This is a genomic window from Bradyrhizobium roseum, assembly GCF_030413175.1.
Lineage (GTDB): Bacteria > Pseudomonadota > Alphaproteobacteria > Rhizobiales > Xanthobacteraceae > Bradyrhizobium > Bradyrhizobium roseum.
Window position 1 is genome coordinate 6,361,787 of record NZ_CP129212.1, and the last position, 26,821, is coordinate 6,388,607.

Sequence of the window (26,821 nt, forward strand, 5' to 3'; positions counted from 1 at the left end):
CTCAGCGCGGTCATCGCCGTTCAACTCCCCGTCATGCCGCGCGTAGCGACGTCCTCGACAATGACGGAGATTGCCTTGGGCACGCTGACGATACCCATGTGATCGATACCGTCGATCAGCTTCACGTCGACCGGCGGCACGATCCCGCGCACGGCCTCGGCGTATTTGTCTGCGAGCATCAACTCATCGTCGGCGCCCGAAATGATGGTCAGCGGTCTCTTCGCTGCCATGAGATTGCTGCGGTAGTCCAGATGGTTCGCGAAGTTGCGCATCAGCCGGTCGCTGTAGGTCGGCACCAGGTTTTTCTCCGAGTTCGGCGGCACTGCAAAAGCCAGCGCAGGCAACGCGTCACAGCAGCTTATGCCGATCTCGCGCAGCAGCGACAAGGCGACGATGCGCGGAACATCAGCGTTGGCCCAGCCTCCGGAGTTCGGCCGGTTGGTCGGCGCCTGGTAGCCGAGATACGGCGCGAGCAACACGGTGCGTTCGAACATGGTCTGGATCGGCGAACCGGCGATCCGCAGCGCGAAGCCGCCACCGGCGGAATGGCCGATCAGGGTCAGCGGCAGCGTTGGCGCGGTCTTGCGCAAGACGGCGACGAAATCGGCGAGGTCGTCCTCGAGTTGACCGACATAACCGATATCGCCGCGCGTGCCTGAGGTGCCGTGGCCGCGGATATCGACCGCCCAGCTCTAGACGCCGCGGCTCGCCAGCGCTGCCGACAACGCATGGATGGTGCCGCCGCTGGACCCCGACGAACCGTGCACCACAATGGCGCCGCGGCCGGTGACCGGCCCGCTCGGGGGATAATGGCGGAACCCGAGAGCGCTACCGTCCCTCGCCTGGAACCGCTCGACGGGCGGTAAGGCGCTGAAGTCAACGGTGCCGCGGGCCGATGAGATCGATCGCAGCTCAGGCGGCTGCTTGAGTGGCCAGGCCACCAGGGCGGCAAGCAGCAGCGCTGCCGCGCCGACGGCGCACAGCGCCCATTTCAGGAGGTGCAGAGGGCCGAGAACAAGGGATTTCAACATGGGCAACCTCACCACATTTCATATCTAGAGTACTCTGTATTACAGAGTTATGGTGCCTGCAAGACCTGGATTGGCGGGCAGGGTTAAAAATCCCTACGTTGCGGCGACGCCTCCAACATTCGAATCAGTTGCCGATGCCTGTTGCCCAAAACCTCATCAACGCGCCCGAATTCACCGTCTCGGAACTGTCCACCGCCCTGAAACGGACGGTCGAGGACACCTTCGGCCATGTCCGCGTCCGTGGCGAAATCTCCGGCTTCCGCGGGCCGCATTCCTCCGGTCATTGCTATTTCGCGCTGAAGGACGAGAGCGCCAAGATCGAGGCGGTAGTCTGGAAGTTTGCCCATGCGCGGATGCGCTTCAAGCCGCAGGAAGGGCTGGAGGTCATCGCCACCGGCAAGCTGACGACCTATCCCAATTCCTCAAAATACCAGATCGTCATCGAGTCGCTGGAGCCCGCCGGCATCGGCGCGCTGATGGCGCTGATGGAAGAGCGCAAGAAAAAGCTTGCCGCCGAAGGGCTGTTCGACGAGGCGCGCAAGCAATTGCTGCCCTGGCTGCCGGAGGTGATCGGCGTCGTCACCTCGCCGACGGGTGCCGTTATCCGCGACATCCTGCACCGGCTGGAGGATCGCTTTCCCCGCCGCGTGCTGGTGTGGCCGGTCAAGGTGCAGGGCGACGGCTCGGCCGAACAGGTGGCTGCCGCGATCCGCGGTTTCAACGCGCTGCCGGCAGGCGGGCGCGTTCCACGGCCGGATCTGTTGATCGTTGCGCGCGGCGGCGGCTCGCTGGAGGATCTGTGGTCGTTCAACGAGGAGATCGTGGTCCGCGCCGCCGCCGAAAGCATGATCCCGCTGATCTCGGCCGTCGGGCATGAGACCGATATCACGCTGATCGATTTCGCCGCCGACAAGCGCGCCCCGACGCCGACGGCGGCGGCCGAAATGGCCGTTCCCGTCCGCAGCGAATTGTTCGTCGAGGTCGAGAGCCTGGCGCGGCGCACGATGGTGTGCTGGCAGCGCGGGCAGGAGAGCCGCCGCAACGAATTGCGCGCCGCGGCCCGTGCGCTGCCGGGTTTGAGTGAATTGCTCGCGATCCCCCGGCAGCGGCTGGATCACCTCGGTGCCGCCCTGCCCCGCGGGTTGAAGGCCAATACGCACGCCCACCACCGCCGCTTCTCGCATCTTGCCGCCGGCCTGACGCTGAAGGTGCTGCGCGGACAGGTGGCGCAGGCCAACCATCGTCTCACCGTGTCGGGGGAACGTATCCGGCTATCCGCCCGCGCCCTGCTGCGCAGCCGGCGCGATCGTTTCGCCGGGCTCGAGGTCCGGCTGAAGGCGTCACGACTCTCCAACGCCCAGGCGCAGCGCAATGCCATCGCGCGCGCCAATGAGCGCACGCAGCGGCTGGCCGAGCGTGCCCGCCGCGCGCTTCTGACCGCCATGCAGCGCCTCGATGCGCGTGTCGCCCACAGCGGCCAGTTGCTGTCGGCGCTGTCGTATCGCAGCGTACTCGCCCGCGGCTTTGCGCTGGTGCGCGACGAACAGGGACACGCGGTACATGCCGCCGCCGCGATCGGGCCGAACGCGCGCCTGTCGATCGAATTCGCAGACGGCCGCGTTGGCGCCATGGCCGATGCGGATCGGCCGCAGGCCACGGCGCCCGCCGCGAGCACGAAAGCGACGACGCACGAGGCGAAGCCGGCGACGCCGAAGCGCGCCGTCAAGCCGGCTGATCAGGGCAGCCTGTTCTAGCTTAGCGCGCCAGCCACTCGTTGACGCGGCGCTGCGCGTCCTTGCGTGCTTCCGCATCGGTGCCGATATGGCCGCGCTCGGGCAAGGCGGCGTCGGCGCCCGCGATAGCCCGCAGCGGCAGGTTGGCGCGATCGAAATCATGGGCCGCACCGGGATAGACGACTATCTGCGCCAGTGCGCTGCGGCCACGCGCGCCTTCCACGACCTGGCGGCAGGCGGATGGCGAACTGATATCGTCCTGCGCGCCGATCAGGAGCAGCGTCGGCACCCGCGTGCTCCAGCCGAGGCCGGACGAGATCCGGCAATCCGGATAGAATGCGATGGCCGAGCGGAAATCCGGCGCGATCCCGCGCGCCAGTGATTGCGGACGCACCGCCCACAGCACCGCGCTGGCGCCGTTCGCCCATCCCATCAGGCTGATCCGCGCGCGCGCGGCCCACGGCTGCTGCGTTAGCCATTGCCGCGCTGCATTGATATCGGCAACCCGCTCGCGGCGGGCGAGCACCGGGCGTTCCTTGGCGCGGCATTGCGGGCCAAGTTCGCGCGAACCGTAGCTATCCGGCAGCAGAACGGCGTGGCCGGTCTTCAACAGTTGCTCCGCCCAGTCGCGGTAGCGCGGCTGCACAGGCTCCGATTGGCCCCCTAAGCCGCCGCAGCCATGCAGCGCGATCACGGTTGGAAACGGGCCGTCGCCATCGGGCTTGTAAAGCTGGGCATGCAGGGTCAGGCCGCCCGCCGGGATATCGACCTGTAGCGGCGCGGCCCCGGCCGCGCAGGCCGTCGCGAGGAGTATAAGGGATAATGTGGCTGGCAACAGGCGCATCGGTCTCGGTCGGATCGGCATGACGCGGTGGGCACCGGCGGAGTTAACGCTATCATGCAGCCGGACCCGAAATCATCACAATCAGGTCAGTTTGCGTGGCGGACAGCACGACCTATTTATGATAGATCGAACCTGGAAAAGACATTCAAGGCCAGCCGTTGCGGGCGGGCTGATCGGAGAGTTTGACGTGCTCAATAAATTCGGCTCCTCGGGCCATGGCGAAGCGCAGGTGCAATATCTGGACGGCGATTTCCGCGTGATCTCGCCCGGAACCTATGTACGCTGCGCCATCACCGACGTGCGGATTCCGCTCGACGAATTGAAGTACTGGAGCGTCGACCTCCAGGAGGCCTATTCCGTCCCGAGCGCCGTGCTGCAGCGGCATTTTCCGGATGCACTGAAGACGCAGGGCTAACAACAATTGAGAGCCAGCAAGCGCGTGGCGCCTTGTCTGGCGCTCCGCAGACACTTTGCATCGGTCCCCATGCTGCTACGCGCCGCCCTGCTCTTTTGGATGGTCTTCATCGCGCCTGCCGCGGCACAATGGCGTGCCGATGTCGTACCGACATCGGGTCGCGTGACGGCAATCGACGTTGACGGCGCCGCCGTCCGGATCGCGGTCGGAGCCAGTTGGTATCAGCTCGCAAACGATGCTGCAAAGCTCGTTCCTGCGAGTCCTCCCGATCGACCCAGGCTTCCGCGCGACGCCCTTGCCGACGGCCGAATGATCGTCGGCACCGCGCAGGTCGCCCGCGCCTGGCTTGCGGCGCCCACCAGCCGCTACGACCACGGCGTTCTCGGCGATGCGATCGAAGCCGGCAGTCTGGTGATCGAGCGGCGTGATGGACGGCACGGCAGCGTAACGCTCGGCCGCGATGCGGTGTTCGAGGATCTCTCCCCGCGCATCGCTTCGATCGACGGACGCGACTGGATCGTGGCGGTAAAATCATATCTCGATCGCGGATCGGCGCTCGCGATCATCGACACCGACAGCATGACCATCGCCGCCGAAACCCCGCCGATCGGTCGTGCGCATGCGTGGCTGAACCCGGCGGGGATCGCAGACTATGACGGCAACGGTACCACCGATATCGCGCTGGTTCGGCAGCCGCATGTCGTCGGACGTCTCGAGCTATGGTCATGGAAGGACGGGAAGCTGACCAAGGTCAACGAGATTACCGACGTGGCGAACCATTTCATCGGCTCGCGCGCGCTCGGCTTGAGTTGGACGGCCGATTTCGATGGAGACGGCCATCCCGATCTCGCGGTGCCCAGTCTGGATCGGAGAACGCTGCGGATCGTCAGTTTTACGCCTGAAGTCCGCGACATAGCTCGCGTGCGATTGCCTGCGCGAATAGTGACAAACATCGGGGCCATTGAATTCGGCGGCAAGCTCGCGCTGATCGCCGGCGTCGACGACGGCCAGTTGATTCTTGTCCGGAATCAGTAAGGGTGAACTCACTTCTCGCGTGCCTTGAACAGGCGGGCCGACACGTATTTTCGCAGTAGCGCCGCGTCGTCGAATTCGAGCGTCACCGCGAACGGCACGATCTGCTGCGACCACCCCCTTAAGCGCGCCAGATCCTTTTCCGTCGTGACCAGCGTCAGCCCATCGCGTTTGGCCTCGGCGATCAGGCTTTCGATCTCGGTCGGTGAATACGCATGATGATCGGCGAAGGCGCGCTGCCGGGCGACGTCGATGCCGCTGGCGCACAGCGTGCTGAAAAATCGCGTGGGATCGCCGATGCCGGCAAACGCCAGCACGCGCCTGCTCCGAAGCTGCGCGACCTGCGCCTCATCCGGCTTCAGATGTGCACGCAACACCGGCTTGCCTTGCGCCGCGATCTCGGCCGCAATCGATTCAGCAGCACTGCCGTTGCCGACGATGATGAGCGCGTCGGTGCGCGCCAGTTGCGGCCGTAACGGCGCACGCAGGGGGCCGGCGGGAAACACCTGGCCGTTGCCGATGCCGCGCGCGCCGTCGATCACGATCAGCGAGGCATCCTTGACGATCGCCGGGCTCTGGAAACCGTCATCCATCAGGATCACGGTGGCGCCTTGCGCCCGCGCCAGCGGTACGCCGTCCGCGCGCCTGCGCGACACCACCACCGGCAGCGTATCCGCCATCATCAGGGGCTCGTCGCCAACCTCGGAAGCCGCGTGCCTGCCGGGATCGACCCGGACCGGTCCGCGTAATTTGCCGCCATAGCCGCGGCTCAGCACCACCGGCGTCTCGCCGAGCTCGCGCAACAGTTTCGCCAGCGCCAGCACCGTCGGCGTCTTGCCGGCACCGCCGACGTGATAATTGCCGACACAAAGCACCGGGATGCCGGCGTTCAATCCCTTGCGCCGCAGCTGCTGCGCGGCGACGGCGCCGTAGAGGGCCGCGAGCGGTTTCAGGAGATGCGCGTTGAGCGAGGCCGGGCCGTGCCAGAAACCCGGCTCACGCATTGGCCGCTCCCATCTCGATCTGCAATTGCAGCAGATATGGCTCGAGCGCGGAGAGCGTACGCTCCAGCGCGCCGCCGAGCCGGGCGACCACGTGTTCGGAGGCGACCAGCGCGGCGTCGCGCGCCTTGGGATCGGCGAGCAGCTGCCCGAACTGCTTGACGAGCGCTTCCTGCGTATCGGCCCGCCGCGCACCACCGGCAGCATCGAGGGCTTCATAGACATCGGTGAAGTTGAAAACGTGGGGCCCATGGATGACCGACGCGCCGAGCTTGATCGCCTCGATCGGATTCTGCCCGCCATGCTCGACCAGCGATCCGCCCATGAACACGATCGGCGCCAGCCGGTAGAACAGCCCGAGTTCGCCCATGGTGTCGGCCACGTAGATATCGGTGGTGGCGGTTGGCAAATCCTCGCGCGATCGGAGGGTCGGGTTGAGGCCGGACGCAAAAATCATGCGCGCGATGGCCTCACCACGGTCGGGATGCCGCGGCACGATGACGGTCAACAGGCCTGGAAAATAGCCGGCCAGCATCCGGTGTGTTTCGGTCAGGATTTCCTCTTCGCCCGGGTGCGTCGAGGCCGCGAGCACGACCGGGCGGCCGCGCGTCATCGTCATCAGCCGCTCCAGCCTGTTTGCATCGGCCGGCGGCGCGGGCACGTCGAGCTTGAGGTTTCCCGTCACGACGACGTTGCGGCTGCCGAGCGCCGAAAAGCGATCACCATCGGTCTGCGATTGCGCCAGACAGATGTCGAACTTGTCGAGCAGCGCCGAGATGGTGCCTTGCACCCGCTGCCAACGCGGAAACGAGCGCTGCGACATTCGCCCGTTGATCAGCACCATCGGAAGCCGCCGCGCGGCGCTCGACAGGATCAGGTTCGGCCACAGGTCGGATTCGATGAATAGCGCCAGCGAGGGCTGCCAGTGATCGAGAAACCGCCCAACGTAGCGCGGCGAATCATACGGCACATATTGATGGATGACGTCGCGCGGGAACCGCTTGGCGACGATCGCCGCCGAGGTCACCGTGCCCGAGGTCAGCAGGATGCGCAGGTTAAGTCCGCGCAGGCGCTCGATCAGACCCGCCGCGGCCAGCACTTCACCGACGCTTGCGCCGTGAATCCAGACCAGCGGACCTGCGGGACGGACATCGGCACTCACGCCGCGGCGCTCGCCGAAGCGCGCCGGATCTTCCTTGCCGAGCTTCAGCCGCCGGCTGATCAGCGCGGGCGACAGCGGCACCATCGCGTACGACAGTTTCCGGTAGACGCGCAGCGTCAGCGGCAGTGGGTCAGCCAAGAGCGGCCTCCGGACGCCCGACGGCCACATAGGCGCGGCGGGTCGCTTCGTTCAGGTAAGCTTCTACCTGAAGACGGAGCTTTTCCATAGTCTCGGCATCTGCATCCGGTGGGACATGCACAGCCTCGATGCCGACCACAGCACCGCGTCCGAACGGTAAATTGATGGTGGTGGAGTCCCAGTTCTTCAACCGGATGAATCTGGAGGTCACCATCGCAAACGGCATGATCGGCCGGCCCGATTCCCGTGCCAGCATGATGATGCCGAGGCCCACCACCCGCGCCCGCTTCGGCACGTCAGCGGTGGTCGCGACATTCCACTGGTCTTCAAGCGCCTGCAGCATTTCGCGGAATGCGCCGACACCGCCCTTGCGGTGAAAGGCGCCGCCATGATCGCCGGAGCCGCGGATGGTTCCAATGCCGAGCCGCTCGGCGGCGATCGCATTGAACTCGCCGTCGCGATGCCGCGAGATCAACACCTTGGCACGGTGGCTCTCCTTGGTCTTGATGAAGGGCGTCATGAAATGCTGGCCATGCCAGAACGCGAAGATCGCCGGCATTTCCGGCTCGACCTGCGCATAGACATCGGCCGGCTCGTAGCTGAAGCGGTTGGTCAGCCAGACCAGCCGCAGGTACTCGGCCGCGAGTACCCCGAGCGCGCGCTGAACCGAAGCGCTGCGCAGCAAATCGCGAAAGAAACGTTTCAAATGCAGGACTTCTTAGCCGGAGGACTTCGTGTCTTGGCCTGGATCGAGCAGGCGATGGAGGTGAACCACGAAGTAGCGCATGTGGGCGTTGTCGACGGTCTGCTGCGCCTTCGCCTTCCAGGCCGCAAGCGCCGATGCGTAGTTCGGATAGACGCCGACGATCTCGACCTGGTCGAGGTCCTTGAACGTGACGTGTTCGAGGTCGGTCAGTTCGCCGCCGATGACGAGATGCAGCAATTGCTGCGGAGGGCTATCTGGCATGATGATCTTTCCTAACGAGATGCCCGGCAAGCAAACAGCGACACGATCAACGCGATATCAACGGAACCACATGTGGCACGGATTTCGACCGATTCAGGGCAGTCGGTGATCCCGGAAGTGCGCGACAATCCGACTGTGTCTATCCTGCCCCGCCGCCACCAGCACCCCGTGCACCACCTCCCGGCGATTATACTCGATCGCATCCCCGGAAAGCGCGGTCATTCTACCATCGGCTTCCTGCACGATCAAATTCGCGGCGGCAAGGTCCCAATCGCGGCTCTGGCCGCCTGCAAAAGCGGCATCGAGGCTGCCATCCGCGACCCGGCACAGCCGCAGCGCCAGCGATCCTATGCGCGGATGCAGCGTGATCTCCTCCGCCGAAGGGCTCAGCCGCTGCACCAGTGGCTTTGGCCCGGCCATCCGGGAAAAATCCAGATCCGCGCCGGGCGCCGCACGCACCGGCCTTTCATTATGCGTGGCGCCGCGCCCACGGACAGCGAAGAAGAATTCGTCCGTGGCCGGCGCGAACACCGCCGCCAGCACCGGCGCCGAACCGGCAACCAGCGCCACGCTGACGCACCAGTCCTCGCGGTGGGCAAGATAGGCGCGGGTGCCGTCGATCGGGTCGACGATCCAGGCCAGTTCCTTGCCGAGGCGGCTGTCGTCATCGACGCTCTCTTCCGACAGCCAGCCGTAGTCCGGTGTCGCCGCGCGCAGCCGCCGCTCGATGAGGTCGTTGACGGCGATGTCGGCCTCGGAGACCGGCGACGAGGCGCCCTTGGTCCAGTTCTTCAGCTCGGTGCGAAACAGCGACAGGGCCAACGCGCCGGCCTCGCGAACCGCGTCTCTCAGCAGCGCAGCATCGCGCGCCCAAACCCTGTCGGCGATATCAGCGTCCGCCAAGCGTCAGGCCCTCGATGCGCAGCGTCGGCGCGTTGACGCCGAAGCGGAATTCCAGATCGTTGGCGGCGACCAGCGATTTGAACATCGCCAGCAAATGGCCCGCGATCGTCACCTCGCTGACCGGATAAGTGATCTCGCCGTTCTCGATCCAGAAGCCGGAGGCGCCGCGGCTGTAATCGCCGGTGACGCCATTGACGCCGGAGCCGATCAGGTCGGTGACGTAAAAGCCCTGTTTAATGTCCGAGATCAGCTCTTTCGGAGTCATCGCACCGGCTTCGAGATGCAGATTGTATGCTCCCGGCGACGGCGAGGACGAGACGCCGCGATGGGCGTGTCCGGTCGTGACCAGCCCGAGTTCGCGCGCGGTCGCGCAATCGAGCAGCCAGGTGGTCAGCACGCCTTCGTCGATCAGCGCGGTCTTCTTCACCCTGACGCCCTCGGCGTCGAACGTCTGCGAGCGCAGGCCGCGCACCCGCAAGGGATCGTCGATGATGCGGATTTCCTTCGCGAACAGCTGCTCGCCCATCCGGTCCTTCAAAAAGCTCGTCTTGCGCGCGACCGAGGCGCCGTTGATGGCGCCGACGAGATGTCCGACCAGCGATCCCGACACCCGCGGATCGTACACGACGGGCACCTTGCAGGTTTCGACCTTGCGCGGGTTGGACCGCGCCACGGTGCGCTCGCCTGCCTTGCGGCCGACGCTTTCGGGCGAAGCGAGGTCGGAGGCATGCGGCGCGGAGGTGAAATCGTAGTCGCGCTCCATGCTGGTGCCTTCGCCCGAGATCGCGGTCATCGAGATGCCGTGGCTGGAGCGCAGATAGGAGCCGTGGAAGCCGGTCGAGGTCACCAGCACCATGCCGCCGATGCCGCCCGAGGCGGACGCGCCGCCGGACTTGGAGACGCCCTTGACCGCAAGGCCTGCGGCCTCGGCCTCGCAAGCGCGGCGCTCCAGTTCGCCGGTGGTCGGGATATTGCGATCGAGCAGATCGAGATCGGCGAAGTCGCGCGCAAGCAGCGCGGGATCGGCGAGGCCGACATATTTGTCGTCGGGCGCCACGCGGGCCATCGCGACCGCGCGCTCGGCGAGCTTTGCAATGCCGTCGCCGGAGACGTCATTGGTCGAGACCACGGCCTGACGCTGCCCGACCAGCACGCGCAGACCAACATCGTCGCCTTCGGAACGCTCGGATTCCTCGACCCGGCCATCGCGCACCTCGACGCCCTGCGACACGCCGCGCACCGCAACCGCGTCGGCAGCGTCCGCGCCCGCACGTTTCGCAGCCTCGACGAGGCGCTGCGCCAGCGTCGAGAGCGCCGATTGGTCGAACAGGTCGGAAGTCGCGCCGGAAGACTTCGATTGTGGCGAAGTGCTGGATGGTGAAGAGTTCACAAACAAAATCCCTGACATTGAAGAGAGCGGGAAACGCAAGCCGGCAACGCCCTCACAGATGTGCCTGATTCACTTGGATTTCAAGCATTTTGCGCCGCCAAATGTCAGGCAATTTCGGCATCTGCGCAAGGTCTCGTCAATCATGTGCGCCAAGGTCTTGTCAATCATGCTGCCAGAAGCACGGCGGGTGACATCTCCTTAACCAGGCTTTTTAAGGCGATACGGAAATCGCTCCGCTACGGTCTCGCGTATCGACCGGGCACATAATCCCGGCGGGGAGATCAAAACTGTGGGGCGTCAAACAGCAACAAGCGGGATCAATCCCGCCGGGTCGAGCCGTGTCACGCGGCTCGACCCTCTCTCTCTTCCGCTCAGCTTCCATGCGCATGATACCCGCGCGGACGGCGGCGTGCGGCGGATCGAACTTCATCGCGAACGCGTCGTGCTGCACCGTGCCGTTCAGGGCATGCGGATGGCAATCAACGTTCGCGTCCAGGACTTTCTCGGCGTCGCGCTGCGCAGCGTCGATGACGATGCGCAGGTGCTGGTGCTGGTCCATCGCGACCCCGCGCTCAACATTCCCCTGTGCGAGAGCGCCGATCGCGAGGAGATCGTGTCGGCCTGGCTGACATGGAGCGACATCTTCGCGCTTCCGCAATTGATGGAAGACGATCATTACGAACCGGCCGCCCGTCGCCGCCGCCACAATGCCATCCGCGCCCGCCGCCCGAAATTTCTGGTGCGCCGCCGCCTCGGCAATCTGACCAATACCGAGACCATTCACCGCGACGAGCGCGAGATCATCGCGCGGGATTGAGGCTAACCCGTCATTGTGAGCGCAGCGAAGCAATCCATATCCCCGCCCAGGGATGGATGGATCGCTTCGCTGCGCTCACTATGACGAAGCCATCAGGCCGCGCGCATCACGGCATCGACTAGCAAGCCCGCGAACAGAAGCAATCCGGCGTCGCGGTTGGATTTGAAAATGCGCAGACACAAGGCGCCGTCGGCAATGTCCAGCTGCTTGATCTGCCAGACCAGATGCACCGCGAACACCGCGAGTCCGATCCATGCCGCCCAGCGCGCGCCGGCGAGCACAAGCGCCGCACCGATCAGCATAACCGCGAGCGCATACAACACAGCCAGCGCCCGGTGAGTGCGCGCGCCGAACAACCGCGCGGTGGATTTGACCCCGATCAGCGCGTCGTCCTCGGCGTCCTGATGTGCGTAGATCGTGTCGTAGCCGATCACCCAGGCGATCGAGCCGGCATAGAGCGCGAGCGCGGGCGGATCGATCCGCCCGAGCGTGACGGCGAACCCCATCAGCGCGCCCCATGAAAAGGCGAGGCCCAGCACGACCTGCGGCCACCAGGTGATGCGCTTCATGAACGGATAGATCGCGACGATGGCGAGCGAGGCGATGCCGGTCAGAATCGCAAACCGGTTGAACTGCAGCAGCACGGCAAGGCCGATCAGCGCCAGCAGGACCAGGAAAGCCAACGCCTGTGCCACGCTGATCTGGCCGGCGGGCAATGGCCGGGATCGCGTCCGCTCGACGCGCGCATCGAGATCACGGTCGGTGATGTCGTTCCAGGCGCAGCCAGCGCCGCGCATCACAAAGGCGCCGATGAAGAACAGTACGATCGTGAGCGGCAGTTGCGAAACGTCGCGGGCAACGCCGGCGGCCAGCGCTGCCGACCACCAGCACGGCATCAGCAGCAGCCAGGAACCGATCGGACGGTCGAAACGGGAAAGCCGCAAATAGGGCCGCGCCCAGGAGGGCGCGTGCGTATCGACCCAGTTGCCGGTCGCGTCGGCAACCGGGGCGGTCACCTCGCTCATCGGCGCGGGGTCATCGCGTGAGGACGTTGCCGTTCAGCGTATCGAAGGTACTGCCGCCCTTCTTGACGGCCTGCGCCTCGGGGAGCGATGAGGAACCGAGCACTTCGCTCAGGCTGGGACCGGCCGGGCCTCGCGTAGCTGCCTGCTGCGCGACGGCACAGACCTGATTCTGCATCTTCTCGGTGTTCTTGTGGCCGTTCTTGAGTTGGTCGGCGATCTGCGGCGGAATTCCGCATTTGGCGGAATTGGTCTGCACATAGGCGATCATCTTCAATTCGGCCTGGCCGAAATTCCTGATCAGCTTGCAGGCCTCGTCCGGCGGCGCCTTGCGGTCGCTCGCGGCCTTGATCATCTTGCCGCGCTTTTCCGCCTCTTCGCGCAGTGGAACAAACCCCTTCATGCAGGCGTCTGCCGCGCCGCCCGCCTGCGGCGGCCCGCCGGCTTGCGGCATTCCGCCCGCTGGCGACGCTCCGCGATCGAAGACCGAGCCGCCGGAAACCGGAGCCGCACTCTGGACCGGCGCGCCGCCAACGCCATTCACCGGCGGAAACGGCGAAGCGTTCGCGGGCGCGGCACTCTGGTTCGGGAGTGGTGCCGGAAACGGCGTTTGCGCAAAGACATGGCCCGCGTGAAGGCCCACAACGGCAGCGGTCAACGGCACAATCAGGCGACGGATCATCAAGAGCGGTTCTCCGGCGAGGTCAGGCAAGCCCCAACGCGTCCGAACGAAGCAGATTTGCGAAAAGGCCTTTTACGATTCCTGCCGGCGCTTAACAACCCGCCGATTGGGGCAGCAGCGCGGCGCAGCGTCGCTGGAACGCCAAAAATTGCGCCAGATCCACCCGCTCGCGGCTGAAAGCGCTCGATAACGGAAGCTTTACCGTTGGCTGAACGATTTCGCAACGCGTTCACCAGACCCAAGGGTCAGCGGACGATCCGAAAATCGCCGGCCGGCCCGGATGCGGGCCAGAAGTCGCCCGGCCCCAGCACTTTGTCCAGGTCCGGACCGGCTGACGGGTTCCGACGCGCCATGGTGCAGACCTGCTTCTGCAACTGCTCGGTGTTCCTGTGGCCGGTCCTGAGCCGCACGGCGAACTGCGGCTGTATTCCGCATTTGGCCGAATTAGTCTCGACATATTTGACCAACTTCAATTCGGCCTGGCCGAAATCGCCGATCAGCTTGCATGCCTCGTCCGGCGGCGCCTTGCGGTCGCCCGCGGCCTTGATCATCTTGCGGCGCCGCTCGGCTTCCTCGCGCAAGGGAACGAACCCTTTCATGCAGGCGTCGGCCGAATCGCTGCCCTGGGGTGGCGGCCCGCTGAATCCGCTGGAAACCGGGGCGGGGCCTTGCCACTCGAACCCCGATGGGGCGCCATTCACCAGCGGGAACGGCGAACCGTTTGCAGGTGCTGCGCTCGGATCGGGCAACGGCGCTGGGAACGCAGCCTGCGCAAACACTTGCCCAGCGTGAAAGGCCACGACGGCAGCGGTCAGCGGCCAAATCAGGCGGCGGATCGTCAAGGTGTTTTCTCCGGCGGGGACCATGGAATCCGAATCGTCTGCCGAGCGAGGCGTGACCTTCAATGTTACAACCGAAAATAGATCGTGGAATGAGACATTAGCGTGTCGTCACGTGACGCCAAGGCAAAAATCCCATCCGGATTCTGGCGCGTTGGGCTAAAAGCAGGCCCGATTTGGATTACCAGACATGCCTGAACTCGACTTCGCCGCCCCGCGCCTGTTCGTCGACGCCGCCTTGGCCGAGGGCGTGCGAATCGAACTCGAGCGCAACCAGAGCAATTATCTCGGCAACGTGCTGCGGCTTTCCGCCGGCGAATCGATCCTGGTGTTCAACGGCCGCGACGGCGAATGGCAGGCGCAGATCGACGGCCGCAAGCGGCCGGATACGCTGATGATCGTCGCGCGGACGCGGCCGCAGGATCGGCTGCCCGACATTGGCTATGTGTTCGCACCGCTGAAACACGCGCGGCTCGATTACATGGTGCAGAAGGCGGTGGAGATGGGGGCCTCGGCACTGCAGCCGGTGTTGACGCGGCATACGCAGGTCTCAAGGGTCAACGTCGAGCGGATGCGCGCCAACGTGATCGAGGCCGCCGAGCAATGCGGCATCCTGAGCCTCGCCGAGGTCGCCGAGCCCGTCGCGCTCGATCGTTTCCTCGACAGGCGCGGGACCAGCCGCCTGCTGGTGTTCTGCGATGAAGCGGCCGAGATCGGCAATCCCATCGAGGCGTTGCAACGGGGACTGGCTGCGGCCGACGGGATCGACGTCCTGATCGGCCCCGAGGGCGGCTTCGCCGAAGAGGAACGGGCGCTGCTGCTGCGGCAGCCCAGGACGCTGCGGTTGTCGCTCGGCCCCCGCATTTTACGCGCGGATACCGCCGGCGTGGCCGCGTTGGCGCTGGTTCAGTCTACGTTGGGGGACTGGCGGGGTTCGGCATAGCTCAAGCGGTCGCGGCACTTCCGGTAAGCCCACCTTCCATTAATTCAGTTGGCCAATCCCTGTCGAAACGCCACGCTGGCCATGCTAAGGCCTGCGCCAACGAGGCCTCTGGGAACCCCACAGCCCCCAAATCAACCCTAAAACCCGGTTTTTCCGGATAATTGGACGTAAAATGACCGCGACCGCCGCCGACAGAGGTGCTGCCGGATCCGCTTCCTGGGCGGACGCCCTGCTATTGTCGTTTGCACAAGGCGGCTACGTGCAGGCCCATCCCGGCATCCTGCAGCCGGCCGAGCCGTTCCTCGACCTTTCCGGCGAGGACATCCGCAAGAGCCTTTACCTGACCACCGACGCCTCCGGCGAGGAACTCTGCCTGCGTCCCGACCTCACCATCCCGGTGGCGCGCGATTATCTGGCGTCTTCCGGCGCCGGAAAGCCCGCGGGCTTCAGCTATCTCGGACCGGTGTTCCGCTATCGCGGCGGGCAGCCGAGCGAGTTCCTGCAGGCCGGAATCGAATCGTTCGGCCGGCACGACCGCGCCGCGGCGGATGCCGAAATGCTGGCGCTGGCGCTCGAAGCGACCAGCGCTTTCGGACTGAAGGATGTCGAAATCCGCACCGGCGATGTCGCGCTGTTCACCGCGCTGATCGACGCGCTCAACCTCTATCCGGTGTGGCGACGGCGGCTGATGAAGGATTTCAACCGCAAGCTCAGCCTCACCGACGATATCGAACGGCTGACGCTCGCGGCCGCTCCCGGCCGCAACGAATATGAGGGCGTGCTGGCGGCGCTCGCCGGCTCCGACCGCAAGGCGGCGCTGGCGCTGGTCACCGACCTGATGTCGATCGCGGGCACCACCAATGTCGGGGGACGCACGGTCGCGGAGATCGCCGACCGCTTCCTCGAACAGTCGACGCTGAAGGGCGGCGCGCTGCCGCGCGACGCGCTCGACATCATCAAGCGCTTCCTTGCGATCGCGGGCGACCCGGATGAATCGGTGGCGCAGCTGCGTACCCTCGCCGCCGACGCCAGGCTCGATCTCACGGCCGCCATCGACGAGCTCGAAAGCCGCGTCGGATTCATGGCCGCGCGCAGCATCGACACCAAGCGCGTGCGGTTTTCCACCTCGTTCGGCCGCGGCCTCGATTACTACACCGGCTTCGAGTTCGAACTGCATGCAAAAGGTAATGGCGTTGAACCGCTGATCGCCGGCGGACGCTATGACGGCCTGATGACGCAACTCGGCTCTTCCTCGCCGATCCCGGCGGTCGGCTTCTCGGTGTGGATCGAGGCATTGACGCAGCACGCCAGGCAAGGGAGCGCCGCATGACCGCCCCCTTCGTCCTCGCCGTTCCCTCCAAGGGCCGCCTGCAGGAACACGCCGAGGCGTTTTTCACCCGCGCCGGGTTGTCATTGGCGAAACCGCGTGGCGCGCGCGACTACCGCGGCACCATTGCCGGCCTCGACAATGTCGAGATCGCTTATCTCTCCGCGAGCGAAATCGCTTCGCAGCTGGCGCGCGGCATGGTGCATCTCGGCGTCACCGGCGAGGATCTGCTGCGCGAAAGCATTCCCGACGCCGACAAGCGCGTGTTGCTGATCGACAGCCTCGGCTTCGGCAGCGCCAATGTCGTGGTCGCGGTGCCGCAGGCCTGGATCGACGTCCGCACCATGGCCGATCTCGACGACGTCACCACCGGTTTTCGCGCCCAACATAACCGCCGCATGCGGGTGGCGACCAAATACATCAACCTGACGCGCAACTTCTTCGCCACCCACGGCGTGGTCGATTACCGCATCGTCGAAAGCGCCGGCGCCACCGAGGGCGCGCCCGCCGTCGGCACCGCCGAGATGATCGTCGACATCACGACCACGGGGGCTACGCTGGCCGCCAACGGGCTCAAGGTGCTGGACGACGGCGTAATCCTGCGCAGCCAGGCCAACCTCGTCGCCGCCAAGGACGCCGACTGGTCGCCCGCGGCCCGCGAGACCGCGCGCGTCATCCTCGACCACATCGCCGCCCGCGCGCGGGCCAGCAAATACCGCGAGGTGCGCACGCGTTTTGCCGGTTGCAACGACAAGCTGCTAGCCGAGGCGCATAACCGGTTCGGCGTGGTGGCGCCGTTCGGCGGGCCGAGTTCGTCGGGCATGCTGACGCTGCACTGCCCCCCGATGAAACTATACGCCCTCGGCAGTTTTCTGCGTGAACACGGCGCCGACACCGTCTCGGTCGCCTCGCTCGACTATGTGCTCGACCGGGAAAACCCGCTGTTCGCCCGGCTGGAGGCGTTCCTGCGGCAATAAGGCTGCCGCTTCGTTCATCGTTGCGACAGCCGGCGTCAGATAGCATATACGATTGGATGACCCTGGGGTTGGAAGACCCCCGGAGCTCAATTGGGACCTGATCGATGACGCTCGGCTCTGACGTTTCCCGCCTGACGACGACCCCGGCCGGTGCCGCGGCGCAAGGGCTATCGATTGTCGTGCCGCTGTACAACGAGGCGGCCGGACTTGTCGTGCTGCACGAGCGGCTGACCGGCCTCGCCCGTACGCTGAAGGCGCGCTACGGCTTGGTCTGCGAAGTGGTCTATGTCGATGATGGCAGCGCCGACAACACGCTGGCAATCGCGCGCACGCTTGCCGCCGACGCCCTCGACATCCAGGTGGTGTCGCTGTCGCGCAATTTCGGCAAGGAAGCGGCGCTGATGGCGGGGCTGGACCATGCCAGGCGCGGCGCGGTTCTGTTCATGGACGGCGACGGCCAGCATCCGCCAAGCCTGGTCGAGAAGCTGGTCTCGCACTGGATCGATGACGGGTACGACGTCGTCTACACCGCGAAGGCGCATCGCGACAACGAGACGTTCCTGCGCCGCCAGGCGGTGCACGGCTTCTACGCGCTGGTCAACTGGGGTGCGCGGCAGAAGATTCCCGAGGATGCCGGCGACTTCCGCCTGTTGTCGCCGCGCGCGGCCAATGCGCTGCGCCAGCTTCCCGAACGCAACCGCTTCTTCAAGGGCCTGTCGAACTGGATCGGCTTCCGCCAGGTCCGCGTCGACTACGAGCCGGCGCCGCGCGCGCACGGCGTCACCACGTTCAGCCCCAGCCGCCTGATCGGGTTGTCGATCGAGGGACTGACCTCGTTCTCGGTGGCGCCGTTGCGCTTTGCCAGCATGCTCGGCGTGCTGCTGGCGTTCACCGCTTTCATCTTCGGCCTGACCATTCTCTGGGAGGTTTTGACCACCGGCAAGCAGGTGCCCGGCTATCCCTCGCTGATGATCGGGTTGATGACGATCGGCGGCGTGCAGCTGATCATGATCGGCATCGTCGGCGAATATATCGGCAAGATTCTCTCCGAGCTGAAAGCGCGTCCGATCTACTTCGTCGCCGAACATTCCGAAAAGCGCGCCGATGGCGGGACGGCGGCGCGTTCGCCTGAGCGGACCGCCGCGGAATGAACGACGACGCGCCGCCGCGCCGCATCTGGCTGTGCGCCGACGATTACGGGATGGCCGAGGGCGTCAACCGTGCGATACGCGATCTGATCTCGCGTGGCCGTCTCAACGCCACTTCGGTCATGGTGGTGGGCGCGGCGATCGGGCGCACCGAGGTCGCCGCGTTACAGGAGGTCGCAGCGAGCAGCCCGCGCTGCGCCATCGGCCTGCATGCGACGCTGACCGCGCCGTTTCGTCCGCTGACCATGTACTTCCGCCCGCTCGATGGCGGATTGTTCCTGCCGTTTCCGAAGTTGCTGCGCGCAGGCCTGTTGCGGCGGCTCGATCCTGGTTTGATCGAGGACGAGCTTTCGGCACAGTTCGCCGCCTTCAAGGAGCTGTTCGGCCGCGCGCCCGATTTCGTCGACGGCCACCAGCACGCCCAACTCTTTCCGCAGGTGCGCGACGCCTTTCTGCGTGCGGTCAAGGAAGCCGCCCCCACGGCCTGGGTCCGCCAGGGCGGGCGGCTGCAGCCGTTGGCAAGGCGGCTCGGCGCACCCAAGGCGCTGGTGCTCGACGTTCTCAGCGCGCAATTCCGCAAGCGCGCCACGGCTTCCGGCCTCGCGTTCAACCCTGCTTTCGCCGGCGCCTATGATTTCTCGAAAGCCTTCGATTTCGGCGAGCTGATGGGTGATTTCCTCGACGGACTGCCGGATAGCGGGCTGGTGATGTGCCATCCTGGATTTGTCGACGAAACCCTCGAAAGCCTCGACCCCCTCACCACCCAGCGCGAGTCGGAGCATGCCTTTCTCGCCGGCGATCGATTCCCGACATTGCTGGCGGCGAATAAGGTTACATTGGGTTGATAACGTCGGGAAAATCCTGACATTTTGTCGCATACCAAAATTTAATTCGGCTTCCCACTACTTGGCACCCAAAGCCTGCCCTACATCTCGGCGGCGCGTCGATAATCCGGCGCGAAGGAGAGGGCCATGACACCGCAAGAACGCCAACTGATTGACGATCTTTTCGGCCGGCTCGCCAAGCTGGAAAGCGCCAAGCGCGATCCGGAGGCGATGTCGGCAATCATGCAGGGCCTGCGTAACGCGCCCAATGCCGTGTATGCGCTGGTGCAGACCGCGCTGGTGCAGGACGAGGCGTTGAAGCGCGCCGACATGCGCATCCAGGAACTGGAAGCGAGCGCAGGTCAACAAGACCAAGGTCAATCCGGCGGCTTCCTCGATTCGATGCGGGATGCGATCTTCGGACAGAACCAGCAGCACGGTTCGGTGCCGAACGTACGTGCGCCCGAGATCGCCGGCGGCAGGCGCCCGGCCTGGAATACCGGTCAGGTCTTGCCGCAGGGTCAGCCGCCCGGACAATACAACCAGCCGGCCTATGCGCAGCCTTATGGCGGCGCACCGCAGCAGCAGCCTTCGGCCTTTGGCGGCGGTGGCGGCTCGTTTCTCGGCACTGCTGCGGCGGCCGCGGTCGGCGTGGTCGGCGGCTCGATGCTGGCCGGCAGCCTCCGTTCGATGATGGGCGGCGGCGGCAACCACCAAAGCTTCGGCGACACAGCCGGCCACAGCGGCGGGATCGAAGACCGCCGGCCGTGGAGCGACCAGCAGCCCGGCGGCGATCTGGCGCGGGAGGCCGGGATCAACGACATCGGTTCGCGCGGCTCGTCGGGTCAGCGCGCCGATAACAATGATGGCGGGTCGCGGCAGGGATTTTTCGACCAGGCCTCGAACGACGATGACGACATGGACCACGATTCCGACGGCTTCGACGGCGACGATGGTGATGGCGACAGCGATTACGCGTGAGTCGTGTTTGAGTAGAAAGGAAACGGCCGCCCCCATCGGGCGGCCGTTTTTGTTTTCCAGTCGTCCTGCGGCTCAGATTACGACCACCCTGGCGCCGACATTCACGCGGCCGTAGAGATCGATGACATCTTCATTGCGCATCCGGATGCAGCCGGACGACACGTTGGTGCCGATGGTCCACGGCTCGTTGGAGCCGTGGATGCGATAGAGCGACGAGCCCAGATACATCGCGCGCGCGCCGAGCGGATTTTGCGGGCCGCCCTCCATGTGCCGCGGCAGATCGGGGCGACGCAGCAGCATTTCCGGCGGCGGGGTCCAGGCCGGCCATTCCTTCTTGGCAGACACCGTCTTGACACCCGACCAGGTGAAGCCGGGGCGGCCGACACCGACGCCGTAACGCAACGCCTTGCCGTCGCCCTGCACCAGGAACAGGAACTTGTTCGGGGTATCGATCACGATAGTGCCGGGGCTTTCCTTGCCGTGATACTCGACCACCTGCTTTTCGTATTTCGGATCGAGCCGTTGCTGCGCGGGATCGATCTCTTCCTCCTCCCGGCGCATCGACTGCTGCGGGTCCATCGGCGGCAGCAGCATGCGCCGTCCGCCATAGCCGTAATCGGGCTGCGGCTGGTAGGCCTGATCGCGCTGATAGCGATTGCCCTGCGGCGCATCGCCGAACAGGAACTCGATGAAGCCGCCGCCCATGTTGGAGCGTTCGGCCGAGGCCATCCGCACCGGCGCCGGCGGCACCGGTTCCCTGGCATAGATTACGGTGGGTTGGGATGCAGGTGCAGCGTCGATCGCGCTGGCCTGACTGGCAAAGCAAATACACGACGCGCTCGCAAGGAGCGCAAAATAGATTTTTCCGGACATCGACGTACTCTGTACTGTTCGTCACTGCGGGTTCGCGGCCGCGGCGCGACGGACGCCGCTGCGTGCGATCAATACAAATCAAAACCTGATCGGTTTGGTAAACGGATCGGCCGTTTCGATTCACCATTCCGGCAAGCGCCCCCGGATTTGGCCGGTAGCGTTTATTTTGCGTGAACGCGGAGCCTCATGGTTAATCAATGGTAGGCGCCGGGGGGCGCGGCGGCGCCTCGACACGTTCCCGCGTGAACCTCGCGTTAAATGACGCTGGTTTACAACACCCGGATTGCAAGGGTGGGAAAAGCTCATGTCCGTCAGTCGCAAGCGTTTTCGTATCGAACAGGCCCTCTTGGGCGACGCGCCAATCGTCATGCCTGCCGAGGGCGGAGAGATCGGCCCGATGCATCGTGAGATCATGGCCGAGTTGCGCGCGATCCGCGCCCAGATGGCCGGCTTCGGACACGCCGGCGGTACCGCCGGGGGCGACGCCACGGTCGCGACGGTGGCTGCGGAGGTCAACCGCGAGGTCGCCGACGCCCAGGCGCTGCTGGAAACCTATCGGGCCCAGATCGAGCAATGCGAGAAGCTCAAAGTCGAGCTCGACCTGATTCATGACGCCATCAACCGCACGAAGCGCGAAATCGCCACCCTGCACGGCACCAGCTTCGACGGCGAGGAAATGGCCAAGGTCAACGGCGAACTCGGCGCCGTCGTCGGCGGCACCGAACAGGCCACGCAACAGATTCTCGAGGCCGTCGAGGCGATCGACCAGGCCGCCACCGCGCTGTCCAAGAACATCTCGCCCGACCAGCAGAAGCTGCTCAGCGAGGATATCCAGGAAAAGGTCGTCGCGATCTTCGAGGCCTGCAACTTCCAGGACCTGACGGGCCAGCGTATCAGCAAGGTGATGAACACGATGAAGTTCATCGAAAAGCACATCATCGAGATGATGGAAATCTGGGGCGGCGTCGACGCCATCAAGGCCCACGCACCGCCGATCGTGGATACCCGCGAAGGCGACGCCAAGCTGCTCAATGGCCCGAAGCTCGACGGCGACGTCGGTCACGCCTCGCAGAACGACATCGACGCCCTGTTCGATTGATCGGACTGGTTAACAGCGAATACACAAGACGCCGGCAGCGATGCCGGCGTTTTTGTTTGGTGAGCCATTCTCCGCTGTCATCATCCGCGAAAGCTGATGATCCCGTATTCCATGGACGTCAGGATTCGGGCGAGAAGCCACGGCGTACTGGATACCCGCCGAAGCCTGTCATCGGGCGCGCCGAAGGCGAGGCCCGCTGGCGGGCATGACGCGCGCGGGGTGCCCCCGCTTTTAAGCCCGCGGGGCGCAGCGGACATAGACCATGTTGCCATAGCGGACCGCAGCATCCTTGTCGATAAAGCGGGTGATCAGCACGCGGCCATCGAACGAGATGATCTCGCGGTCCTGCTCGCCAGGCGTCGGGCCGGCCGGGCCGATGTAATTCTTGCCGCTTGGCGAACCCTTGAGGCGAAGTTCTTGCGGGGTGGCCTGGTCGGCCAGATGCATGACCACGCCGCCGGATTGGCCGGCGCCGATCACGTAGGGCTGCTTGCACTGGCCGCGCGCCGCGGCTTCGGTGCGGGCGCGGTCGTTGGGATTTTGGAAAGAGGCGAGGCCCCAGCGGCCGACGATCTCGTCGGGGCGGATGGTCGCAGGCATCTCCGGAGCTTCAGCAGGTTCGACTGGAGTCGGCGAACCCGACATCGGACCCAGGCTCATGCCTCCACCACACGCGGCCAGCAAAACCGTGAGCGCCGACGCGGCAGCCCAATTGGCAACCGTACGCGCATTACGTGAGCTGATCATCGCATTCCCCCGAGCAATTCGCTGGCAAATCCCTGGCCGCTCCCGTCAAGCAGCCGCCGCGCAACCAAGCGCAAAAAGCCTGCCGGAGCAACGACGTCCCTCAAAATTACGCCGCTGCGCCGATTTGGTTTCCGAACCACCATCCTATATTGGCCTCACCAAGGCCTTAACCCCCTTGTTTGCTTGACAGGATCGGCGCCAAGCCATATTCCCCGGCCCCACGTTTAGCACTCAAACGCAGTGATTGCTAAGGGGCCCGCTGTCCCGCCTGGGACGGCGTCGAATACACGCCAATATCAGCCATTTCCGATGGCACCGAGCTGAACCACGCCTTCCCACGGAACTTCAAGAGGAGACGTCATGTCCAAGTCCAAATTCCGTCCGCTGCACGACCGCGTCGTTGTGAAGCGCATCGATGCCGAGGAGAAGACCAAGGGCGGCATCATTATTCCCGATAGCGCCAAGGAAAAGCCGTCACAGGGCGAAGTCACCGCCGTGGGCCCAGGCGGCCGCGACGAGGCCGGCAAGCTGATTCCGATCGACATCAAGGTCGGCGACCGCGTGCTGTTCGGCAAATGGTCGGGCACCGAGGTCAAGCTCGACGGCGAGGAACTCCTGATCATGAAGGAGAGCGACATCATGGGCGTGCTGAGCTGAGCCACGCTCGCTTCCTTCCTTCTCCCCTTGTGGGAGAAGGTGGCGCGCAACGCGCGCCGGATGAGGGGTATCTCACCGCGCTTGCGGCGTCGCGGAGAGAACCCCTCACCCGTCCACGATGCTTCGCATCGCGTCCACCCTCTCCCACAAGGGGAGAGGGGAAGAAGAGCCGGCGACGACCGCGATCCATCCCATCCAATCCAGGAGTAACCCCACATGGCTGCCAAAGACGTTAAATTTTCCGGAGACGCCCGCGATCGCATGCTGCGCGGCGTCGACATCCTCGCCAACGCGGTGAAGGTGACGCTCGGCCCGAAGGGCCGCAACGTCGTGATCGAGAAGAGCTTCGGCGCACCCCGCATCACCAAGGACGGCGTCACCGTCGCCAAGGAAATCGAACTCGAAGACAAGTTCGAGAACATGGGCGCGCAGATGCTGCGCGAAGTCGCCTCCAAGACCAACGACACCGCGGGCGACGGCACCACCACCGCCACCGTGCTGGCGCAGGCGATCGTGCGCGAAGGCGCCAAGGCGGTCGCCGCCGGCATGAACCCGATGGACCTCAAGCGCGGCATCGACATCGCCGTGCACGCCGTCATCAAGGACATCGAAAAGCGCGCCAAGCCGGTCGCGGCTTCCTCGGAAGTCGCCCAGGTCGGCACCATCTCGGCCAACGGCGACGCCGCCATCGGCAAGATGATCGCGCAGGCGATGCAGAAGGTCGGCAATGAAGGCGTGATCACGGTCGAGGAGAACAAGTCTCTCGAAACCGAAGTCGACATCGTCGAAGGCATGAAGTTCGACCGCGGCTATCTCAGCCCCTACTTCATCACCAACGCCGAGAAGATGACGGCCGAACTCGAAGACGTCTACGTGCTGCTGCACGAGAAGAAGCTGTCCGGCCTGCAGGCGATGCTGCCGGTGCTGGAAGCCGTGGTGCAGTCCGGCCGTCCGCTGCTGATCATCGCCGAGGACGTCGAGGGCGAGGCGCTGGCGACGCTGGTGGTCAACCGCCTGCGCGGCGGCCTCAAGGTCGCCGCCGTCAAGGCGCCGGGCTTCGGCGATCGCCGCAAGGCGATGCTGGAGGACATCGCGATCCTGACCGGCGGTCAGCTGATCTCCGATGAGCTCGGCATGAAGCTCGAGAGCGTCACCGTCAACATGCTGGGACGCGCGGGCAAGGTGGTGATCGACAAGGAGAACACCACCATCGTCAAGGGCGCGGGCAAGAAGAAGGACATCGAAGCCCGGGTCGGCCAGATCAAGGCGCAGATCGAGGAAACCACCTCGGACTACGACCGCGAGAAACTGCAGGAACGTCTGGCCAAGCTCGCCGGCGGCGTCGCGGTGATCCGCGTCGGCGGCGCGACCGAGATCGAGGTCAAGGAAAAGAAGGACCGTGTCGAGGACGCCCTCAACGCGACCCGCGCGGCCGTGCAGGAAGGCATCGTGCCGGGCGGCGGCGTGGCGCTGCTGCGCGCCAAGAAGGCCGTCGGCCGCATCCACAACGACAACTCCGACGTCCAGGCCGGCATCAACATCGTGCTGAAGGCACTGGAAGCCCCGGTTCGCCAGATCTCGGAAAACGCCGGTGTCGAAGGCTCGATCGTTGTCGGCAAGATCCTCGAGAACAAGTCCGAGACCTTCGGCTTCGACGCCCAGACCGAGCAATATGTCGACATGGTCGAGAAGGGCATCATCGACCCGGCCAAGGTGGTGCGTACCGCCCTGCAGGACGCCTCGTCGGTCGCAGGCCTGCTGGTGACCACCGAAGCCATGGTCGCCGAGCTGCCGAAGGAGCCGGCGCCGGCAATGCCCGGCGGTGGTGGCGGCATGGGAGGAATGGGCGGCATGGGCTTCTGAGCCCCGCGTTCCCAAGCAAACCGATCGAAGGCCGCCTCCGGGCGGCCTTCTTTTTGGCTGAAGACATCGGCGTTTACTGATACGACGTCACCGCTTTCACTGCATCCCGGGAATTTCACATGCGCGCGCGCTTCCTTCTGCTGCTCGGCCTGGCGACGGCCACGCCTCACCTCGCTGTCGCCCAGATGAAACTCCCCGCCAAGACGGCGCCCGGCGCGGTCGAGAACCGCTATTTCACCGCGATCGACGGCCTGATGGGCGGCAATGCCGACGTCGTGCTGAAGGAAACCCGCCAGGGCAAGACCGTCACCGCGGCCACCCTCGACGTCTGCTATCCCGTTGCAAAAGGTTCCGACCGCAAGGACCGCTTCGTCGCCAACCTCACCGTCAGCGGCCAGAACCTGACCGGCACCGCGCAGAGCGTCGGCGACAAGCTGCCGGTCACCGTCAAGCTGTTGCGCAAGCCGACCGGAGATACGTTCGAGTTCCGCGGCCAGATCACCATCGGCCAAAGCGTCACCGAGGTGGCCTCGACCGACAATTCCGATCTCAGCGAGAAGGAGTTTCTGGACAACCAGACCAGCGACGACGGCATCACCCCGGCACCGAAGGATTTTACCGATGTTTCGCCGGAGGCGTTCGGCGTACGGGTCAAGCTCGACGCCGCGCTCGACTTTCTCAAGAGCCTGAAGGGCGAGGCCGTCGAGATCGGGCTGTCGAGCCTGTCGATCTCCTGCGATGCGCTGCGCGCCGGCGAACAGACCATCAACCTCACCGCCGATCCGGAGCGCACGGCCGCGCTGATCGCGAAGGCCAAGTCGATGCCGGGCGTGGTCGCGGCGGGATGGACCAGCGGCAGCTTCGAGATGGACCGCACCATCCGCTTTGCTGCGGCCGAATGGCGCGACGGCGACAAGATCAACCGGGAAAAGATCGTATCGGCGGTATCGGGCGTGCTGGCCAGGACGCTTGCCGCCAAGGCGGCCGGCGCCGACTGGGACGCCAATACAGGAAAACTGACATTGGCCTTCAAGCGGCCGAGCCCGGTCTATCCCCCGCTCGCGCTTACCGAAAACGTCGAGGTCACCGCGTTGGTCTCGCCCGACAAACCGGGCGCGACCGACCGTCTGATGCTGTGGATCTCCAGCCCTGCGATCACGACCGTGGATGAAGGCACCGGCGCCAAGCTGAACCTGTCGGAAGAACCGACCGGCGACGAAGAAGGCGGCGAGCCAAAGGACGACAATGGTTCGGTCGAAGCGCTGGCGAAGGAATTCAAGGGCCAGCGCTGGGATGCCGACAAGAGCGTGTGGAAGTGATCCGGCGGTAACTGATCGCGTCGACCATGGATGGGGTTGATATCGCAGGGCATTGCGGACCAATGTGCAATGATCGGTGTGCAGGCT

General features: G+C 65.1%; 26 protein-coding genes and 1 pseudogene. 14 read left to right on the forward strand and 13 right to left on the reverse strand.

All coding sequences use genetic code 11. The annotated features are described in order from the left end of the window. Positions 1–20: 20 nt before the first annotated feature. Positions 21–1,031 (reverse strand): annotated as a pseudogene (locus tag QUH67_RS30130) (alpha/beta hydrolase). A 134-nt stretch (positions 1,032–1,165) separates the two neighbouring features. Between QUH67_RS30130 and xseA the strand changes: the two are divergent. After that, the gene (gene xseA, locus QUH67_RS30135; RefSeq protein WP_300943125.1) at positions 1,166–2,785 is read left to right on the forward strand and encodes an exodeoxyribonuclease VII large subunit; all 1,620 of its coding nucleotides are present in this window, start codon (positions 1,166–1,168) and stop codon (positions 2,783–2,785) included. Between the two features lies 1 nt (position 2,786). Here xseA and QUH67_RS30140 read toward each other — a convergent pair whose 3' ends face one another. Continuing rightward, complete coding sequence (locus tag QUH67_RS30140; RefSeq protein ID WP_300943126.1) at positions 2,787–3,608, reverse strand: dienelactone hydrolase family protein; 822 nt, start codon at positions 3,606–3,608, stop codon at positions 2,787–2,789. A 187-nt stretch (positions 3,609–3,795) separates the two neighbouring features. Here QUH67_RS30140 and QUH67_RS30145 point away from each other — a divergent pair, with 187 nt between their 5' ends. Together QUH67_RS30145 and QUH67_RS30150 are read left to right on the forward strand one after the other, a co-directional pair. Continuing rightward, a complete protein-coding gene (locus QUH67_RS30145) occupies positions 3,796–4,023 on the forward strand; it encodes a DUF2093 domain-containing protein (RefSeq protein ID WP_300943127.1) in 228 nt (75 codons plus the stop codon). A gap of 69 nt (positions 4,024–4,092) precedes the next feature. Next, entirely contained in the window at positions 4,093–5,058 is a 966-nt protein-coding gene (locus QUH67_RS30150; protein WP_300943128.1) for an FG-GAP repeat domain-containing protein, read from the forward strand. A gap of 8 nt (positions 5,059–5,066) precedes the next feature. Here the strand turns inward: QUH67_RS30150 and lpxK are convergent, their stop codons facing one another. The 6 genes from lpxK to QUH67_RS30180 form a co-directional block, all read right to left on the reverse strand. Continuing rightward, a complete protein-coding gene (gene lpxK / locus QUH67_RS30155; protein WP_300943129.1) occupies positions 5,067–6,059 on the reverse strand; it encodes a tetraacyldisaccharide 4'-kinase in 993 nt (330 codons plus the stop codon). Continuing rightward, positions 6,052–7,386: a 3-deoxy-D-manno-octulosonic acid transferase gene (locus QUH67_RS30160; RefSeq protein WP_300943130.1), complete on the reverse strand. Its 1,335-nt coding sequence runs from the start codon at positions 7,384–7,386 to the stop codon at positions 6,052–6,054. Before QUH67_RS30160 ends, lpxK begins: the two co-directional genes overlap by 8 nt. Beyond that, positions 7,349–8,062 carry a lysophospholipid acyltransferase family protein gene (locus QUH67_RS30165; RefSeq protein WP_300943131.1) on the reverse strand — a complete coding sequence of 238 codons (714 nt, stop codon included), beginning with the start codon at positions 8,060–8,062 and terminating at the stop codon, positions 7,349–7,351. The genes QUH67_RS30160 and QUH67_RS30165 overlap by 38 nt, the downstream gene beginning before the upstream one ends. A 12-nt stretch (positions 8,063–8,074) precedes the next feature. Next, positions 8,075–8,323: a DUF4170 domain-containing protein gene (locus tag QUH67_RS30170; RefSeq protein ID WP_300943132.1), complete on the reverse strand. Its 249-nt coding sequence runs from the start codon at positions 8,321–8,323 to the stop codon at positions 8,075–8,077. A gap of 93 nt (positions 8,324–8,416) precedes the next feature. Beyond that, complete coding sequence (locus QUH67_RS30175; RefSeq protein ID WP_300943133.1) at positions 8,417–9,226, reverse strand: inositol monophosphatase family protein; 810 nt, start codon at positions 9,224–9,226, stop codon at positions 8,417–8,419. Then, positions 9,213–10,616 (reverse strand): TldD/PmbA family protein, encoded by a 1,404-nt coding sequence (locus QUH67_RS30180; protein ID WP_300943134.1) that lies wholly within the window; start codon positions 10,614–10,616, stop codon positions 9,213–9,215. The genes QUH67_RS30175 and QUH67_RS30180 overlap by 14 nt, the downstream gene beginning before the upstream one ends. 289 nt (positions 10,617–10,905) lie before the next feature. Between QUH67_RS30180 and QUH67_RS30185 the strand changes: the two genes are divergently transcribed. Continuing rightward, positions 10,906–11,433: a DUF6101 family protein gene (locus tag QUH67_RS30185; RefSeq protein WP_300943135.1), complete on the forward strand. Its 528-nt coding sequence runs from the start codon at positions 10,906–10,908 to the stop codon at positions 11,431–11,433. A 92-nt stretch (positions 11,434–11,525) separates the two neighbouring features. Here QUH67_RS30185 and ubiA read toward each other — a convergent pair whose 3' ends face one another. The 3 genes from ubiA to QUH67_RS30200 all read right to left on the reverse strand — a co-directional run bounded on the left by ubiA (position 11,526) and on the right by QUH67_RS30200 (position 13,736). Continuing rightward, the gene (gene ubiA / locus QUH67_RS30190) at positions 11,526–12,458 is read right to left on the reverse strand and encodes a 4-hydroxybenzoate octaprenyltransferase (protein WP_300943136.1); all 933 of its coding nucleotides are present in this window, start codon (positions 12,456–12,458) and stop codon (positions 11,526–11,528) included. A 10-nt stretch (positions 12,459–12,468) separates the two neighbouring features. Then, positions 12,469–13,137, reverse strand: a complete 669-nt coding sequence (locus QUH67_RS30195) for a hypothetical protein (protein ID WP_300943137.1) — start codon at positions 13,135–13,137, stop codon at positions 12,469–12,471. A gap of 245 nt (positions 13,138–13,382) precedes the next feature. Next, positions 13,383–13,736 (reverse strand): hypothetical protein, encoded by a 354-nt coding sequence (locus QUH67_RS30200; protein ID WP_300943138.1) that lies wholly within the window; start codon positions 13,734–13,736, stop codon positions 13,383–13,385. Between the two features lie 430 nt (positions 13,737–14,166). On the opposite strand from QUH67_RS30200, the gene QUH67_RS30205 reads away from it, so the two are divergent. From QUH67_RS30205 to QUH67_RS30230, 6 genes are all read left to right on the forward strand, one after another. Beyond that, the gene (locus QUH67_RS30205; protein ID WP_300943139.1) at positions 14,167–14,919 is read left to right on the forward strand and encodes a 16S rRNA (uracil(1498)-N(3))-methyltransferase; all 753 of its coding nucleotides are present in this window, start codon (positions 14,167–14,169) and stop codon (positions 14,917–14,919) included. A 172-nt stretch (positions 14,920–15,091) separates the two neighbouring features. Beyond that, complete coding sequence (locus tag QUH67_RS30210) at positions 15,092–16,249, forward strand: ATP phosphoribosyltransferase regulatory subunit (protein WP_300943140.1); 1,158 nt, start codon at positions 15,092–15,094, stop codon at positions 16,247–16,249. Then, complete coding sequence (gene hisG, locus QUH67_RS30215) at positions 16,246–17,223, forward strand: ATP phosphoribosyltransferase (RefSeq protein ID WP_300943141.1); 978 nt, start codon at positions 16,246–16,248, stop codon at positions 17,221–17,223. Before QUH67_RS30210 ends, hisG begins: the two co-directional genes overlap by 4 nt. A 104-nt stretch (positions 17,224–17,327) precedes the next feature. Beyond that, positions 17,328–18,374 carry a glycosyltransferase family 2 protein gene (locus tag QUH67_RS30220; protein ID WP_300943142.1) on the forward strand — a complete coding sequence of 349 codons (1,047 nt, stop codon included), beginning with the start codon at positions 17,328–17,330 and terminating at the stop codon, positions 18,372–18,374. Next, positions 18,371–19,216, forward strand: coding sequence for a ChbG/HpnK family deacetylase (locus QUH67_RS30225; protein ID WP_300943143.1), 846 nt, complete (start codon positions 18,371–18,373; stop codon positions 19,214–19,216). The genes QUH67_RS30220 and QUH67_RS30225 overlap by 4 nt, the downstream gene beginning before the upstream one ends. Before the next feature lie 126 nt (positions 19,217–19,342). After that, positions 19,343–20,176: a DUF2076 domain-containing protein gene (locus tag QUH67_RS30230; RefSeq protein WP_300943144.1), complete on the forward strand. Its 834-nt coding sequence runs from the start codon at positions 19,343–19,345 to the stop codon at positions 20,174–20,176. A 72-nt stretch (positions 20,177–20,248) separates the two neighbouring features. On the opposite strand, the gene QUH67_RS30235 is transcribed toward QUH67_RS30230, so the two are convergent. Beyond that, positions 20,249–21,049, reverse strand: coding sequence for a L,D-transpeptidase (locus tag QUH67_RS30235; protein ID WP_300943145.1), 801 nt, complete (start codon positions 21,047–21,049; stop codon positions 20,249–20,251). 304 nt (positions 21,050–21,353) lie between these two features. On the opposite strand from QUH67_RS30235, the gene QUH67_RS30240 reads away from it, so the two are divergent. Beyond that, complete coding sequence (locus tag QUH67_RS30240; protein WP_300943146.1) at positions 21,354–22,148, forward strand: protein phosphatase CheZ; 795 nt, start codon at positions 21,354–21,356, stop codon at positions 22,146–22,148. A 231-nt stretch (positions 22,149–22,379) separates the two neighbouring features. On the opposite strand, the gene QUH67_RS30245 is transcribed toward QUH67_RS30240, so the two are convergent. Continuing rightward, positions 22,380–22,895, reverse strand: a complete 516-nt coding sequence (locus QUH67_RS30245) for a hypothetical protein (protein WP_300943147.1) — start codon at positions 22,893–22,895, stop codon at positions 22,380–22,382. Positions 22,896–23,255: 360 nt separating this feature from the next. Between QUH67_RS30245 and QUH67_RS30250 the strand changes: the two genes are divergently transcribed. The 3 genes from QUH67_RS30250 (at position 23,256) to QUH67_RS30260 (ending at position 26,734) form a co-directional block, all read left to right on the forward strand. Next, entirely contained in the window at positions 23,256–23,552 is a 297-nt protein-coding gene (locus QUH67_RS30250) for a co-chaperone GroES (RefSeq protein ID WP_300943148.1), read from the forward strand. A 216-nt stretch (positions 23,553–23,768) separates the two neighbouring features. Then, a complete protein-coding gene (groL, locus tag QUH67_RS30255) occupies positions 23,769–25,415 on the forward strand; it encodes a chaperonin GroEL (protein ID WP_300943149.1) in 1,647 nt (548 codons plus the stop codon). Between the two features lie 119 nt (positions 25,416–25,534). Then, positions 25,535–26,734 carry a hypothetical protein gene (locus tag QUH67_RS30260; protein ID WP_300943150.1) on the forward strand — a complete coding sequence of 400 codons (1,200 nt, stop codon included), beginning with the start codon at positions 25,535–25,537 and terminating at the stop codon, positions 26,732–26,734. Positions 26,735–26,821: the final 87 nt, after the last annotated feature.